Source organism: Pseudoxanthomonas sp. LjRoot206 (assembly GCF_056175725.1).
The window spans coordinates 102,048-116,023 of record NZ_JBGFFI010000006.1; the positions used below are offsets into that span (position 1 = coordinate 102,048).

Consider the following 13,976-nt stretch of genomic DNA (forward strand, 5'->3'; position numbering starts at 1 on the left):
GTTACGAAAAATTTCACGACTGGCGCACCTCGGTGCATGCGGGTTGAAATAGGCTGATCGGAATCGGCAGGGCATTGCACGGCGAATGATCGGCTTTTCAGTGAAAGAGTGGTCGGCGTGGGCACCAGGACTGGTGGACCGCGATGCATGGCGTGCGTGGGCCGCAGCGCCGTGGGTGCCGTCGGGTGACGAGACGCCTGCATTGTCGGAGGTGCCCGCGATGCAGCGGCGCCGTATCGAGCGACTGGGGCGCATGGCGATCCAGACCGCATGCTGGTGCCAGCAGGCGGAAGACAGCGGGGTGCCGCTGGTGTTCGCGTCGCGGCACGGCGATGTGGCGCGTTCGATGGAACTGCTCGAGGCGCTCACTGCCGGCGAGCCGCCATCGCCCACGACGTTCGGCCTGTCGGTCCATAACGCCATCGCGGCGCTCTATTCGATCCTGCGGCGTGAGCGTGGCAACTACACCGCGCTGGCGGGCGGCATGGCGACCGTGGAGGCGGCCTGCGTGGAGGCCGCCGGGCTGATCGCGGACGGCGCACCGGAAGTGCTGCTGGTCATCTACGACGCGCCGCTTCCGGCCATCTACGCCGATTTCGCCGATGAACCCGACGCCGGTTTCGCGTGGTGCTGGCGCATTGCGGCCGAGGGCGCGGGTGCGCCGACCTTCCGCCTTGCATGGGAGCCGGACAGGCTGGGCGAAGACGTGGCTGCGGGCCTGCCGCATGGCCTGGAGGTGCTGCGCTTCTTCCTCTCGGCAGAACCCGAGTTGAGGCTTGCGGGCGAACGCTCAGTCTGGCGCTGGCGACGCGATGCTTGACCGGCTGGGCCATGCCTGGCGTGTCTTCGGTACGGGGTTGAGCTTCCTCGCCTTCGGTGTGGGCGGATTGTTCCTGGGCGTATGCGTGTTGCCGCTCATGCTGGTGCTCATTCGCGATGAGGAACGCCGCCGCCGCTGGGCGCGCCGTGCCGTGCAGGCCAGTTTCGCCGCCCATGTCGAACTGATGCGATGCCTCGGCCTGATGACGTACGAGATCCGTGGGCGCGACCGGCTGCAGCGCGATGGCCTGCTGATCCTGGCCAATCATCCGACCCTGATCGACGTGGTGTTGCTGGTGTCGTTGCTGCCGAATGCCGACTGCGTGGTGAAGTCGGCGGTGGCGCGCAACACGTTCATGAAGGGCCCGGTGCGTGCGGCCGGCTATGTGGCCAATGACGACGGTGCGGAACTGATCGAGGACTGCATCGCCGCCGTGCGGGCGGGCGGCAACCTGGTGATCTTTCCCGAGGGAACGCGCACGCGGCCTGGCGAGCCCATGAAGCTTCAGCGCGGCGCCGCGAACATCGCGGTGCGAGGGCGACTGGACATCACGCCGGTGCGCATTAGCTGTTCTCCACCGACACTTGGGAAAGGGGAGAAGTGGTATCGTGTGCCGCCGGTACGGTTCCATATGGTGATCGACGTTCAGGAAGACCTGCCGATCGCCCCATTCCTGAACGGAATGGAGGGGGGGAGCCCATCGGCAGGGGGAGAGGCGCTGGCAGCCCGGCGGCTCACGGAACATCTGGCCAACTATTTTGCGGGAGATCCATCGCGTGCAGGCACTTGAGCACGAGATCAAGGAATTGATCATTTCGTCGCTGTCACTGGAGGACATCTCCCCGGACGACATCGATACCGGCGCGCCGCTGTTCGTGGAAGGGTTGGGCCTGGACTCGATCGACGCCCTCGAACTTGGCCTGGCGCTGCAGAAGCGCTACGGCGTCGCACTCTCCGCGGACTCGCAGGAAACCCGCCGGCATTTCGCCAGCGTGCGTGCCCTGGCGGATTTCGTCGCCTCGCAAGGCAAGGCCTGAGCAGGGACGGGCAGGACTGGCAAGATGACCAAGAACGAACTTTTCGACCGGATCGTCACGATCCTGCATGACAGCTTCGAGATCGAGCCCGCGCGCATCACGCCCGAGGCCCGTCTCTACGACGACCTCGACATCGACAGCATCGATGCGGTGGACCTGATCGTGCAGCTCAAGCCGCTGCTCGGGCGCAGCCTGCAGCCGGACGCGTTCAAGTCGGTGCGCACGGTGCAGGACATCGTGGACGTGCTGTACGGCCTGATCCGCGACCAAGCTGCCTGACGCTGGCCGCGTTCCCGTGTCCAGGATAGGCGCGGCCATCTTCGTGGCGTTGTCGGTGGCATACCCGCTGGTGGTCTACTGGGCGATGGGCCGCTTCGAGCCCCGCTGGTTGGCCGTGCTGCTGCTGGTCCTCGCCGTGCTGCGCGCCATCGCCACCCGTCAGGCCATCTGGCTGATCGCCGCTGCCGGCGCCGCGTTGCTCGCGGCACTGGCGACGGCCTTCAACGACGCGCTGCCGCTGAAGCTGTATCCGGCGTTGATCAATGCGGTGATGCTGGTGGTGTTCGCGACCAGCCTGGTGTTCCCGCCGTCGGCGGTCGAGCGCATCGCGCGGTTGACCGAGCCCGACCTGCCGCCCACCGGCGTGGCTTATACGCGCCGGGTCACCCAGGTGTGGTGCGGCTTCTTCGTCTTCAACGGCGCGCTTGCGCTGGTCACGGCGCTGTGGATGTCGGACCGCGCGTGGGCGCTCTACAACGGCCTGATCGCCTACGGGCTGATCGGCCTGCTGTTCGGCGCGGAGTGGCTGGTCCGTCAGCGGGTGAAAGCGGGATACCGGCATGGCTGAGTGGCGCGCGCTCACCGACGTTGCCGTGCGGCCCCTGCCGGGTCGCCTGTTCGCAAGCGCACGCGATGCGTCCGCCGACCATGCCGGGTTCCATCGCGAGGTGCTGCGCTGGCACGCGAGCTTCCTTGGACGTGCCGGCGACATCTGGGCGCTGCATTTCGACGACGCCACGCATTTCGCCGCTGCCCTCTACGGCGCCTGGCATGCCGGCAAGACCGTGGTGCTGCCGGGCGATGCGCTGGCCGGCACCCAGGCGCGCCTGCGGGCACGCGTGGATGGCTTCGCCGGCGACTGGATAGAGAGCGACCTGCCGTCGCCCGATAGCGCGACGGACGCCGACACCTCGGTCGAGCCGCTCGATGCGGACGCGACGCGACTGATCGTGTTCACCTCCGGCAGTACCGGTGAGCCGGTCGCCATCGAGAAGCGGCTCCGCCAGCTCGACGCCGAGGTGCATGCACTGGAGACGGCGCTGGGCGGCCGCCTGGACGGCGTGGCCGTGCACGGCACCGTGTCGCACCAGCACATCTACGGCCTGCTGTTCCGCGTGCTGTGGCCGCTGGCTGCCGGGCGCGCGATCGTGCCGCGCGCATTTTTCCCCGAGGACCTGCTGGCCGCGATGGAGGGGCAGGACGCGGTGCTCGTCGCCAGTCCTGCGCACCTCAAGCGCCTGCCCGCGCAGCTGTCGTGGGCGTCCCTGCATGGCTGCCTGCGCGCGGTCTTTTCTTCCGGCGGCGCCTTGCCCGCCGAAGCGGCGCACGAGGTGGCCCGCCTGCTCGGCGTACCGCCTACCGAGATCCTAGGCAGCAGCGAGACCGGCGGTATCGCCTGGCGTCGCTGGGACACGGAGCTGCCGGCCTGGCGTGCGCTGCCCGGCGTGGACTGGCGCGTCCAGGACGGTGTGCTGGAAGTGCAGTCGCCGCACCTGCCCAGTGATACTTGGTGGCGCAGCCAGGATCGTGCGGAATCCGACGGTGCCGACGGGTTCCGTCTGCTCGGCAGGGCCGATCGCATCGTGAAGGTGGAAGAGCGGCGGGTATCGCTGGATGCGCTGGAGCGGCAGATCCTGGCGCATCCCGCGGTGAAGGACGCGCGCGTGCTGCTGCTCGGCGGTCCCCGCAGCGCGTTGGCAGCGGTCGTCGCCATGGCCGACGGCGTGCCGGTGCCGACGGATGCGACCGCGCGTCGTGCGTTGTCGCAGGCTCTGTCGCGGCACCTGGCGACCACGCAGGATGCCGTGACGCGGCCACGTCGCTGGCGGTTCACCGAAGCGCTGCCCTCCAACGCGCAAGGCAAGGTGACCGAAGCCGCGCTCGCCGCACTGTTCCGGCCCGAACGGCCGACGGCGCACTGGACCCTGCGGGAAGCGGCCCGTGCGCAGGTGGACCTGCCGCTGGAGGCCTCACTGGCGGTTTTCGATGGCCACTTCACCCAGGCGGCGATCCTGCCCGGGGTGGCGCAGCTCGACTGGGCGGTGCAGCTGGCGCGCGAAGTGTTCACCCTGCCGCCGCGCTTCCTGCGCATGGAAGCCCTGAAGTTCCAACGGGTGGCGCGACCGGGCGACCGGATCCGCCTGGACCTCGAGTGGCAGGCGGAGCGCGGCACGCTGGTGTTCCGTTACACGTCCGTGCACGGTCCGCATGCGAGCGGTCGCGTGGTGTTTGCCGATGGTAAATGACGCCACGCCGACGCCGGCCGCATTTCGCCCGCTGGTGGTGATCCCGGTGTTCGACCACGAACACGCCATCGCCATGATGGTGGACGGCGTGCTGGCGACCGGCACGCCGTGCCTGCTGGTGGACGATGGCTCGGGCGAGACCTGCGCGCGCGAACTCGACCGTCTGGCGGTGCTGCATGCGCCGCGCGTACGGCTGCTGCGCCTGCCGGCGAACCAGGGCAAGGGCGGGGCGGTGCTGGCGGGATTCCGCGACGCGGGCGCCCACGGTCACACCCACGTGCTGCAGATCGACGCAGACGGCCAGCACGATCCTGCCGACATCCCGCGCTTCCTCACCGATGCCCGGGCGCACCCGGCCGATGTCGTCTGCGGCGTGCCGCTGTACGACGCCAGCGTGCCGAAGGGACGCCTCTACGGCCGCTACCTGACGCACGTCTGGGTCTGGATCAACACGCTGTCCTTCGCCATCCGTGATTCGATGTGCGGCTTCCGCGTGTATCCGCTGCCGCCGGTGCTGCGCCTGATGGACGAGGAAACGATCGGGCGGCGCATGGACTTCGACGTGGAAGTGCTGGTGCGGCTGTTCTGGCGCGGCATCGTCGTGCGCAACCTGCCCACGCGCGTGACGTACCCGTTCGATGGCGTGTCGCACTTCGACGTATGGCGCGACAACGTGCGCATCAGTCGCATGCACACGCGGCTGTTCTTCGGCATGCTGCGCCGGCTGCCGCGCCTGCTGGCGCGCCGTACCCGGGCAGACGCGGCATGAGCGGGCGCAGCGAGCACTGGGCCGATATCGGCGAATCCACCTCGGTACGCGGCATCCTGCTGCTGTGCGCGGTGCACCGCTGGCTGGGCCGCTGGCCGTTCCGCGTGTGCGTGTATCCGGTGGTCTTCGTCCACTGGTTGCTCAACGGCACGGCGCGGCGCGCCTCGTTGCAGTACCTGCAACGCGCGCACGAGTACCAGGGCGTGCCGTCGCCGCGCCCCGGCATGCGGCAGAGCCTGCATCACTTCGCGATGTTCGCCGAGACCATGCTCGACAAGATCCTGGCGCTGGGCCAGCGCTATCCCGTCGACAAGGTGCGGATGCTGAGGCAGGACGTCCTGGCGCGCGTGAAGGCGGGCGAGGGCGGCCTGATCGTCACCGCGCACCTCGGTTGCCTGGAGCTGTGCCAGGTGATGGCCGACCTGGTGCCGGGTTTCCGCCTGACCGCCCTGGTGCACACCGCCCATGCCGAGCGCTTCAACCGGCTGATCCGGCGCCTGGACGCCGGCAGCCGCGTCGAACTGCTGCAGGTCACCGACCTCGGCCCGGCCGACGCGGTGAAGCTGGCCGAACGCGTCGCGCGTGGGGAGTTCGTCGCCATCGCCGGCGACCGCGTGCCGCTGCGGGGCGGGCGCAGCGTCATGGCCCCGTTCCTCGGCCACCAGGCGCCGTTTCCCATTGGGGCCTACGTGCTTGGCGCGGCGCTGCGCTGCCCGATGTTCACCATGGCTTGCACGCACGACGGCGACGGCTACGAAGTACGCCTGGAATCCTTCACCGACCGCATCGTGCTGCCGCGCGGCTCGCGCGATGCGGCCCTGGCCGGCTACGCTGCGCAGTTCTCGGCGTGGATGGAGCGGCAGGTCCGCCTGTCCCCGTACGACTGGTTCAACTTCTACCCCTTCTGGGATCAGGTACCGCATGACGTCCCCCATGAATGACCCCGTGGCGCCGGTGTTCGGCGACGCACCGTTGCGCATCGAAGACGTGGTCGCGCTGGCCCAGCGGCGCGTACCGGCCGTGCTGTCGACCGACGACGTGTTCCGCGCACGCATCGCGCGCGGCGCGGACTTCCTCAGCCGGCTGCTCGAGGAAGAGGGCGTCATCTATGGCGTCACCACCGGCTATGGCGATTCCTGCACGGTGAACATTCCGCCGGCGCTGGTCGCGGAACTGCCGCACCACCTGTACACCTACCACGGCTGCGGCCTGGGCCGCTTCCTGGACGAGACCGAAACCCGCGCGGTGCTCGCCGCCCGGCTGGCGTCGCTGGTACGCGGCATGTCCGGTGTCAGCCTCCCGCTGCTGGAAGGGCTGGAGACGCTGTTGCGCCACGACGTGCTGCCGCTGATCCCGGCAGAAGGCTCGGTCGGCGCCAGCGGCGACCTGACGCCGCTGTCCTACGTGGCCGCGGTGCTGTGCGGCGAGCGCGAGGTCATGCACGGCGGGCGCCAGCGTCCGGCGCGCGACGCGCTGGCCGAGATCGGCATGACGCCGCTCACCCTGCGGCCGAAAGAAGGCCTGGCGATCATGAACGGCACCGCCGTGATGACGGCGCTGGCCTGCCTGGCATTCCAGCGCGCCGAATACCTGTCGCGCCTGGCCACGCGGCTGACGGCGTTCAACGTGCTGGCGGCCGACGGCAACGCGCACCACTTCGATGCGGTGCTGTTCGCCGCCAAGCCGCACCCCGGCCAGTCGCGCGTTGCGCAGCGGTTGCGCGAGGACCTGCACAGCGACCGTCCGCCGCGCAACGAACAACGCCTGCAGGACCGCTACTCGCTGCGGTGCGCGCCGCACGTGATCGGCGTGCTGGAGGACGCGCTGCCGTTCCTGCGGCAGTTGATCGAAACCGAGCTCAACAGCGCCAACGACAACCCGCTAATCGATCCGGAACGCGAGCAGATCCTGCACGGCGGCCATTTCTACGGGGGCCACATCGCCTTCGCGATGGACTCGCTGAAGAATACGGTCGCCAACGTCGCCGACCTGCTGGACCGCCAGCTCGCGCTGATCGTCGACGCCCGCTACAACCACGGTCTTCCCGCCAACCTGTCCGGTGCGACCGGGCCGCGCGCCGCGATCAACCATGGCCTGAAGGCATTGCAGATCAGCGTGTCGGCGTGGACGGCGGAAGCCTTGAAGCTGACGATGCCGGCCTCGGTGTTCTCCCGTTCCACCGAATGCCACAACCAGGACAAGGTCAGCATGGGCACGATCGCCGCGCGCGACTGCCTGCGCGTGATCGAACTGGCCGAACAGGTCGTCGCCGGCATGCTGATCGCCGCACGCCAGGCCTTGGCCCTGCGCGAGCGCGTCGGCCTGCAGTCCACGCTGCGAGACGGACCGGCGGCCATGTACGCCGACCTGCAGCAGCGCATTGCGCTGGTCGAGGAAGACCGCGCCCTGGACGGCGAGCTGCGGCAGCTGCTGGTCGACATCCGCGACGGACGCTGGGATGTCTATGCCGGCTGACGCACGCGACGACCTGGCGATCGAGATCCAGCTCAGCCCGGCCTTCCACGACTGCGACGCGATGCAGGTGGTCTGGCACGGGCACTACTTCAAGTATCTGGAGATCGCCCGCTGCGCGCTGCTGCAGCGCTTCGACTACGACTACCCGCAGATGCACGCTTCCGGCTACCTGTGGCCGGTCGTCGATGCGCGCGTGAAGTACATCCGGCCCCTGCGGTACGCGCAGCCATTGGTCGTCGCTGCGCGCATCAGCGAGTGGGAGAACCGCCTGAAGATGGACTATGAGATCCGCGACGCCGCCAGCGGCGACGTGCTGACCCGGGCCCATACCATCCAGGTGGCAGTCGATGCCGCTTCAGGCGAGATGCTGTATCTGTGCCCGCCGGTGCTCTGGGAGCGGCTGGGAGTCGATACACCATGAAGACGATCCGCGGACTGGTGTCCGTCCTCGTGCTCGCCGTTGCAGGCGTTGTCGCAATGCCGGCCACCGCAGCCGATCCGCTCGCGCAGGTGCGCGCCCAGGTGGCGCAGGTGCCGGTGCTGCGCGGCGAGTTCGCGCAGGAGAAGCAGGTCGCCGGCTTCAGGAATCCGCTGCGCTCGAACGGCCGCTTCCTGCTGGCGCGCGACAAGGGCGTGCTGTGGACCACCACCGCGCCGTTCCCCTCGGAGATCGTGATCACCCAGGACCGCATCCTCAGCCGCCAGCGCGACGGTAGCCGCCGGGTGGAAGTGGACGGCAAGCAGCAGCCCGGCCTGCGCAGCGTCAACGCGATGATGTTCGCGCTGATGAGCGGCGACATGAAGGCGCTGACCTCGACCTTCGACGTGAAGGAAGAACCGGCGGCAACCGGCTGGAAGATGACGCTGGTGCCGCGCTCGCGGCAGCTGGCGCAGGCCTTCACCTCGGTGCGCCTGTCCGGTGACCGTTATGTGCGCGAAGTGGAACTGCGCGAGGCCAATGGCGACCTGACCCACCTGCGCTTCAGCGGCATGAGCGAAGCGCCCGCCAGCTTGTCGCGCGACGAGGCCGCCCGGTTTGACTGATCCTGTACTTCCCGTAGCAGACGGCCGGCCTCTGACGGGCTGGCGCTGGCTTGCGCTCGCCTGGTTGCTGGCGCTCGCGGCCGTGGCCTGGCACCAGTGGCAGTTCTGGCAGTCGCCGCGCATCGACAGCGACGTGCTGGCCCTGCTGCCGCAGGAAGCGGGCGATCCCACGGTGGCCGATGCTACCCGGCGTATCGCCGAGAACAGCGCACGCGATGTCGTGGTCATGCTCGGCGCGGACGACGCCGAGTCCGCGCTGAAGGCAAGGCAGGCATTCGTAGCGGCCCTCGCGACCCCGGCCGCGCAGACCATGCTGGCGACATCGGGCTCGCCCGAAGACTGGTTTGTGCAGGCCCGTGATGTCCTCGCGCCTCATCGTGATCGCCTGTTGACACCCGCGCAGCGCGAAGCGCTCGCGACGACGTCGCCCGACACGCTGGCGGAGTCCGCGCTGGCGGCGCTGTACGGCCCGATGGGCGCACCACGCCTCACCGAGTGGCGCAGCGATCCGCTCGGGCTGTGGCCGCAGTGGTGGCAGGCGCAGGCCGCTGCCTCCGGCATGGCACTGGACGGCGACGGCCTGCTGCAGGCCGAGGAGCGCCACTGGGCGGTGCTGCAGTTCACCCTGCGCGGCTCGGCGTTCCAGCTCGACGGCGAACGCCACCTGCAGGACCTGCTGGATGGCGCGACCGCGGCGGCGAAGACGGCGGTTCCCGATCTTCGTGTACTGAACGCGGGCGTCCCCCTGCATGCGGAATCCGCCGCGGTGCAGGCGAACCGCGAGGTCAACACGATCGGCTGGGGTTCGCTGGCGGCCGTCCTGCTGCTGGTCTGGCTGGCGTTCCGTTCGCTGCGTCCGCTGCTGCTGGTGGCGGTGTCGTTGCTGGTCGGCTGCGCGGTCGCGCTGACGGTGACGGTACTGGTGTTCGGCAAGATCCACCTGCTGACGCTGATCTTCGGCGCCAGCCTGGTGGGCGTGGCGGAGGACTACGGCATCCACTGGTTCGCCTCTCGCCAAGGCGTGGCCAGCGAGCGCCGCTGGTCGCTGCTGCGGCACCTGTTGCCTGGCCTGTGGCTGGCGCTGCTGACCAGCGCCATGGCCTACCTGGCGCTGGGGCTGGCGCCATTCCCAGGCTTGCAGCAGATGGCGCTGTTCTCGGTGGTCGGTCTGACCGCGGCCTTCCTGACGGTGATTTTCTTTTTCCCCTGGCTCGATGGCGGTCAGGTCCGCGCGACCGGCTTCTCGCGCTGGCTGGGCGGTACCTTGGCGCGCTGGCCGCGCCTGTCGACGCGTTTATCTGGCATCGTGTTCGCGGTGGCGATCCTGCTCGTGGCCGTGCCGGGCCTGATGCGCGTGCATGGCAACGACGACCTGCGCGGGCTGCAGTCGTCGCCGCCGGCACTGATCGCGCAGCAGCGCGACGTCGGCCGCCTGCTCGGCATGCCGAGTCCCGCGCAGTTCTTCCTGGTGCAGGGTCGCGATGCGGAGCAGGTCTTGCAGCGCGAAGAGCAACTGGTCGGACGCCTGCGTCGCGCGGAGGCTGCCGGCTCGGTCGGCGGGCATCGCGCCCTGAGCGACTGGTTGCCGTCGCGGCAGCAACAGGACGCGGACGCGGCCTTGACCGCGCGCGTCGAGCAGGACGTGCTCACGCGCTTGTCGACGGCCACCGGCGAGGATCTGTCGCGGGGTGAATTCGCCACGTCTGCGATGGAGATGGATGCTTTCCTGGCATCCCCCGCGTCGCTGCCCGTGCGCCACCTGTGGCTGGGGCGCGTGGGGCAGGGCGTGGCGTCGGTGGTGATGGTCAACGACCTGTCTCGCCCCGATGCGATGGCTGTCTTCGCCGCGCAGGCGGACGGCCTGGAAGGCGTGCGCTGGGTCGACCGCACGTCCGACATCTCGCGACTGCTCACGCACTACCGCCACATGATGTCGTGGCTGCTGCTCGCCGGCGTGGTGGTGGTGTTCGCCGTACTGGCGATCCGTTACCGCACGCAGGCGTGGCGGGTGATCACCCCCACGCTGCTCGCCGGCGTGCTGACCGTCGCGCTGCTGGGCTGGTTTGGCCAGCCGCTGCAGCTCTTCAACGTGCTGGCGTTGATGTTGCTGCTCGGCATGGGCATCGACTACGGCATCTTCCTGGTCGAGCACCGCGGCGATGCCAGCGCCTGGCTGGCGGTCTGCGTCGGCGCGGCCAGTACGTGGCTCTCGTTCGGCCTGCTGGGCCTGTCCGCCACGCCCGCGCTGCGCGCATTCGGCCTGACCCTGCTGTTCGGCATCGGCCTGGTCTGGCTGCTCTCGCCGCTGTTCCGGCCCCCGCCGGATCCTTCCCCCTCGCATGGAAACACCGTTGCATGAAAACGGAACGCACTGACATCCTGATCATCGGCGCCGGCCCCGCCGGTTCCGTCGCGGCGGCGATGCTGCGGCAGCAGGGCCGCAAGGTCCTGATCGTCGAACGCGAGCAGTTCCCGCGCTTCTCCATCGGCGAAAGCCTGCTGCCGCAGAGCATGGAATACATCCAGGCCGCGGGCCTGCTGCAGGACGTGGTGGAAGCCGGCTTCCAGTACAAGAACGGCGCCGCGTTCGTGCGCGGCGAGCGCACCACCGAATTCGACTTCCGCGACAAGTTCTCCGAAGGCTGGGGCACCACGTACCAGGTGCAGCGTGCCGACTTCGACCACGTACTGGCGAAGGGCGCCGAACGCATGGGGGCGGACGTGCGCTATCGCCACGAGGTGCTGTCCGCCGAACCTGGCGAAACCCCGCGCGTCACCGTGCGCTCGCCGGAGGGCGAGGAGTACGCCATCGAAGCGGACTTCATGCTCGACGCCAGCGGCTTCGGCCGCCTGCTGCCGCGCCTGCTGAAGCTGGAGTCGCCCTCGAACTTTCCCGTGCGCGGCGCCATCTTCACCCACGTGCGCGACCACATCCCGCACGACGCCGGCTTTGACCGCAACAAGATCCTGATCACCACGCACCCCGAGCACGTGGATGTCTGGTACTGGACCATCCCGTTCTCCAACGGCTGCTGCTCGCTCGGCGTGGTCGCGGAAACCGCCTTCCTCGAGCGCTACCAGGGCACCGAACTGGAGCGCCTGCAGGCCATCGTCGGCGAGGATCCCAACCTGACGCGCCTGCTGAAGAACGCGGAATGGGCGGTGTTGCCGGTGCGGCAGATCACCGGCTACTCGGCGAACGTGTCGTCGCTGTGGGGTCCGGGCTACGCGTTGCTCGGCAACGCGGGCGAGTTCCTCGATCCGGTGTTCTCGTCGGGCGTGACCATCGCCTTCAAGTCGGCGCAGCTGGCCAGCGAATGCATCCGTCGCCGCTACGCCGGCAAAACGGTGGACTGGGAGGCCGACTACTCGGTTCCGTTGCGTGGCGGCGTGCAGACGTTCCGCCGCTTCGTCGAGTCGTGGTACGCCGGGGGCTTCCAGAAGATCATCTTCCACCCCGATCCGCAGCCCGACATCCGCCGCATGATCTGCTCGATTCTCGCCGGCTACGCCTGGGACAGGAAGAATCCCTACGTGGCCGACACGCAGCGCCGCCTGAAGGTGCTGGAGCAGCTGTGCGGCGAGTGATCGTCCTGCTGCTGTGCGCGCTGCTCGCCGCCTGCGCAACGCGACCGCCCGCACCGGCTGTCGCGCTGCCTGCGTTGCGGCTGGCACCGGCCGCGCTGGGCCACGAGCTGGCCGAACAGCAGCGGCTCGTGTTCCGCTTCGGCACGCAGGTGCGCGAACTCGATGCGCTGCTCGAAGTCGATGCCGTCGAGCTGCGGTTGGCGGTGCAGGCGATGGGCCGGACCGGCGTGACGCTGCAGTGGGACGGCAGGCATCTGGTCGAACAGCGTGCGCCCTGGCTGCCGGCCGCCGTGCGCAGTGAACGCGTCCTCGACGATGTGCAGTTCAGCCTGTGGCCGGCCGATGCGGTGCGCGCGGCCCTCCCCGCGGGTTGGGAACTCGTCGACGAAGGCGGCACGCGCGAGCTGCGTCGCGACGGGCAGACGTGGCTCGTGCGCGAGCGCACAAGTGCGACCACGCTGCAGGTCCGCAACCGTGCGGATGGCTATGATCTGACCATCGAATCGGTGGCCGGCGGAGTCCACGACCCGTGAGCGGCGACACGATCTTCCTGAACCACCTCGGCATCGTCTGTGCGCTTGGCACGGACACCGGCTCGGTACGCTCGGCGCTGTTCCGCGACGATGCGCCGGGCGGGGTCGCGCTCGACGACACGCTCATCGCCGGCCAGGCGCTGGCGCTGGGCAGGGTGCGGGCTGCCTTGCCCTCGCTCGATCATCACCCCGTGCAGCTGCGCGGCCGCAACAATGCGCTGCTGGCGGCGGCCTACCGGCAGATCCACGATCAGGTGCAGCAGGCCATCGAGCGGTACGGCCCCGCGCGCGTCGCCATCGTGGTCGGCACCAGCACCTCGGGTATCGGCGAGGCGGAGCACGCGATGAAGCACTGGCAGCAGCATCGCCAGTGGCCCGCCGGCTTCCACTACGTGCAGCAGGAGATCGGCGCGCCGTCGCGCTTTCTCGCGGCCGAGTCCGGTGCCCGCGGCCCGGCATGGACGATTTCCACCGCCTGTTCTTCCAGTGCGAAGGCGATGGCGTCGGCGGCCCGCCTGCTGCGCGCCGGGCTGGTCGATGCGGTCATCACCGGCGGCGCGGATTCGCTGTGCGAGTTCACCGTGCGCGGGTTCATGGCGTTGGAATCCGTATCGGCCGAGCGCTGCAATCCGTTCTCCGCGCATCGTCACGGCATCAACATCGGCGAGGGCGCGGCGCTGTTCCTGATGACGCGCGCGCCGGGGGCTGTGCGACTGGCAGGGTGGGGTGAAACCGCCGACGCCCACCACATCTCCGCACCCGAACCGCAAGGTGTCGGCGCCATCGAGGCCATCCGCCTGGCGCTGGCGCGGGCAGGGTTGTCGCCCGCGCAGATCGACTACGTGAACCTGCACGGCACGGCCACGCCGCAGAACGATGCGATGGAGAGCCGCGCGGTGACGACAGCCTTCGGCGGTAAGGTGCCGGTCAGCTCCACCAAGCCGTTGACCGGCCACACACTGGGTGCCGCCGGGGCGATCGAGGCGGGACTGTGCTGGCTGGCGATGACCGACAACCCCGGTCACCACCTGCCACCGCACTGGTGGGACGGCGTGGCGGATCCGGACTTGCCGCCGCTGGCCTTCGTCGTCCCCGGTGCCCGCGCCGAGGGGCCGCTGCGCCACGTGCTGAGCCAGTCCTTCGCGTTCGGCGGCAGCAACGCCGTGCTGGTGTTCGGAGGGTAAT

Annotated in this window: 15 protein-coding genes; all 15 read left to right on the top strand. The window is 69.3% G+C overall.

Annotation, left to right across the window (positions count from 1 at the left end):
* Positions 1 to 85: 85 nt before the first annotated feature.
* The 15 genes from AC04MD_RS18045 to AC04MD_RS18115 are packed head-to-tail and all read left to right on the top strand — an operon-like array spanning position 86 to position 13,975.
* A complete protein-coding gene (locus tag AC04MD_RS18045) occupies positions 86 to 820 on the top strand; it encodes a beta-ketoacyl synthase chain length factor (RefSeq protein WP_475498646.1) in 735 nt (244 codons plus the stop codon).
* Positions 813 to 1,610, top strand: a complete 798-nt coding sequence (locus AC04MD_RS18050; RefSeq protein ID WP_475498647.1) for a lysophospholipid acyltransferase family protein — start codon at positions 813 to 815, stop codon at positions 1,608 to 1,610. The genes AC04MD_RS18045 and AC04MD_RS18050 overlap by 8 nt, the downstream gene beginning before the upstream one ends.
* Positions 1,588 to 1,857: a phosphopantetheine-binding protein gene (locus AC04MD_RS18055; protein WP_462687195.1), complete on the top strand. Its 270-nt coding sequence runs from the start codon at positions 1,588 to 1,590 to the stop codon at positions 1,855 to 1,857. Before AC04MD_RS18050 ends, AC04MD_RS18055 begins: the two co-directional genes overlap by 23 nt.
* A 24-nt stretch (positions 1,858 to 1,881) precedes the next feature.
* Positions 1,882 to 2,136, top strand: a complete 255-nt coding sequence (locus AC04MD_RS18060; protein ID WP_142124725.1) for an acyl carrier protein — start codon at positions 1,882 to 1,884, stop codon at positions 2,134 to 2,136.
* Between the two features lie 16 nt (positions 2,137 to 2,152).
* A complete protein-coding gene (locus AC04MD_RS18065) occupies positions 2,153 to 2,704 on the top strand; it encodes a COG4648 family protein (RefSeq protein ID WP_475498648.1) in 552 nt (183 codons plus the stop codon).
* Positions 2,697 to 4,382, top strand: coding sequence for an ApeI family dehydratase (locus tag AC04MD_RS18070; protein ID WP_475498649.1), 1,686 nt, complete (start codon positions 2,697 to 2,699; stop codon positions 4,380 to 4,382). The genes AC04MD_RS18065 and AC04MD_RS18070 overlap by 8 nt, the downstream gene beginning before the upstream one ends.
* Positions 4,372 to 5,151 carry a glycosyltransferase family 2 protein gene (locus AC04MD_RS18075; protein WP_475498650.1) on the top strand — a complete coding sequence of 260 codons (780 nt, stop codon included), beginning with the start codon at positions 4,372 to 4,374 and terminating at the stop codon, positions 5,149 to 5,151. Before AC04MD_RS18070 ends, AC04MD_RS18075 begins: the two co-directional genes overlap by 11 nt.
* Positions 5,148 to 6,092 carry an LpxL/LpxP family acyltransferase gene (locus AC04MD_RS18080; protein WP_475498651.1) on the top strand — a complete coding sequence of 315 codons (945 nt, stop codon included), beginning with the start codon at positions 5,148 to 5,150 and terminating at the stop codon, positions 6,090 to 6,092. Before AC04MD_RS18075 ends, AC04MD_RS18080 begins: the two co-directional genes overlap by 4 nt.
* On the top strand, positions 6,085 to 7,626 hold the full coding sequence (locus AC04MD_RS18085) for an HAL/PAL/TAL family ammonia-lyase (protein ID WP_475498652.1): 1,542 nt from the start codon (positions 6,085 to 6,087) through the stop codon (positions 7,624 to 7,626). Before AC04MD_RS18080 ends, AC04MD_RS18085 begins: the two co-directional genes overlap by 8 nt.
* Positions 7,616 to 8,047: an acyl-CoA thioesterase gene (locus AC04MD_RS18090; protein WP_475498813.1), complete on the top strand. Its 432-nt coding sequence runs from the start codon at positions 7,616 to 7,618 to the stop codon at positions 8,045 to 8,047. The genes AC04MD_RS18085 and AC04MD_RS18090 overlap by 11 nt, the downstream gene beginning before the upstream one ends.
* Positions 8,044 to 8,670: an outer membrane lipoprotein carrier protein LolA gene (locus AC04MD_RS18095; protein ID WP_475498653.1), complete on the top strand. Its 627-nt coding sequence runs from the start codon at positions 8,044 to 8,046 to the stop codon at positions 8,668 to 8,670. The genes AC04MD_RS18090 and AC04MD_RS18095 overlap by 4 nt, the downstream gene beginning before the upstream one ends.
* A complete protein-coding gene (locus AC04MD_RS18100) occupies positions 8,663 to 11,029 on the top strand; it encodes an MMPL family transporter (protein WP_475498654.1) in 2,367 nt (788 codons plus the stop codon). The genes AC04MD_RS18095 and AC04MD_RS18100 overlap by 8 nt, the downstream gene beginning before the upstream one ends.
* Entirely contained in the window at positions 11,026 to 12,258 is a 1,233-nt protein-coding gene (locus AC04MD_RS18105) for an NAD(P)/FAD-dependent oxidoreductase (RefSeq protein ID WP_475498655.1), read from the top strand. The genes AC04MD_RS18100 and AC04MD_RS18105 overlap by 4 nt, the downstream gene beginning before the upstream one ends.
* Positions 12,255 to 12,791, top strand: a complete 537-nt coding sequence (locus tag AC04MD_RS18110) for a DUF3261 domain-containing protein (RefSeq protein WP_475498656.1) — start codon at positions 12,255 to 12,257, stop codon at positions 12,789 to 12,791. The genes AC04MD_RS18105 and AC04MD_RS18110 overlap by 4 nt, the downstream gene beginning before the upstream one ends.
* Positions 12,788 to 13,975, top strand: coding sequence for a beta-ketoacyl-ACP synthase (locus AC04MD_RS18115; protein WP_475498657.1), 1,188 nt, complete (start codon positions 12,788 to 12,790; stop codon positions 13,973 to 13,975). Before AC04MD_RS18110 ends, AC04MD_RS18115 begins: the two co-directional genes overlap by 4 nt.
* Position 13,976 lies beyond the last annotated feature (1 nt).

Bases quoted from the DNA above. Each gene is read 5' to 3' on its own strand.
- AC04MD_RS18095 (WP_475498653.1), top strand. From the start codon at position 8,044: ATGAAGACGATCCGCGGACTGGTGTCCGTCCTCGTGCTCGCCGTTGCA.
- AC04MD_RS18080 (WP_475498651.1), top strand. From the start codon at position 5,148: ATGAGCGGGCGCAGCGAGCACTGGGCCGATATCGGCGAATCCACCTCG.
- AC04MD_RS18060 (WP_142124725.1), top strand. From the start codon at position 1,882: ATGACCAAGAACGAACTTTTCGACCGGATCGTCACGATCCTGCATGAC.
- AC04MD_RS18105 (WP_475498655.1), top strand. From the start codon at position 11,026: ATGAAAACGGAACGCACTGACATCCTGATCATCGGCGCCGGCCCCGCC.
- AC04MD_RS18045 (WP_475498646.1), top strand. From the start codon at position 86: ATGATCGGCTTTTCAGTGAAAGAGTGGTCGGCGTGGGCACCAGGACTG.
- AC04MD_RS18050 (WP_475498647.1), top strand. From the start codon at position 813: ATGCTTGACCGGCTGGGCCATGCCTGGCGTGTCTTCGGTACGGGGTTG.
- AC04MD_RS18090 (WP_475498813.1), top strand. From the start codon at position 7,616: ATGCCGGCTGACGCACGCGACGACCTGGCGATCGAGATCCAGCTCAGC.
- AC04MD_RS18075 (WP_475498650.1), top strand. From the start codon at position 4,372: ATGGTAAATGACGCCACGCCGACGCCGGCCGCATTTCGCCCGCTGGTG.
- AC04MD_RS18085 (WP_475498652.1), top strand. From the start codon at position 6,085: ATGAATGACCCCGTGGCGCCGGTGTTCGGCGACGCACCGTTGCGCATC.
- AC04MD_RS18070 (WP_475498649.1), top strand. From the start codon at position 2,697: ATGGCTGAGTGGCGCGCGCTCACCGACGTTGCCGTGCGGCCCCTGCCG.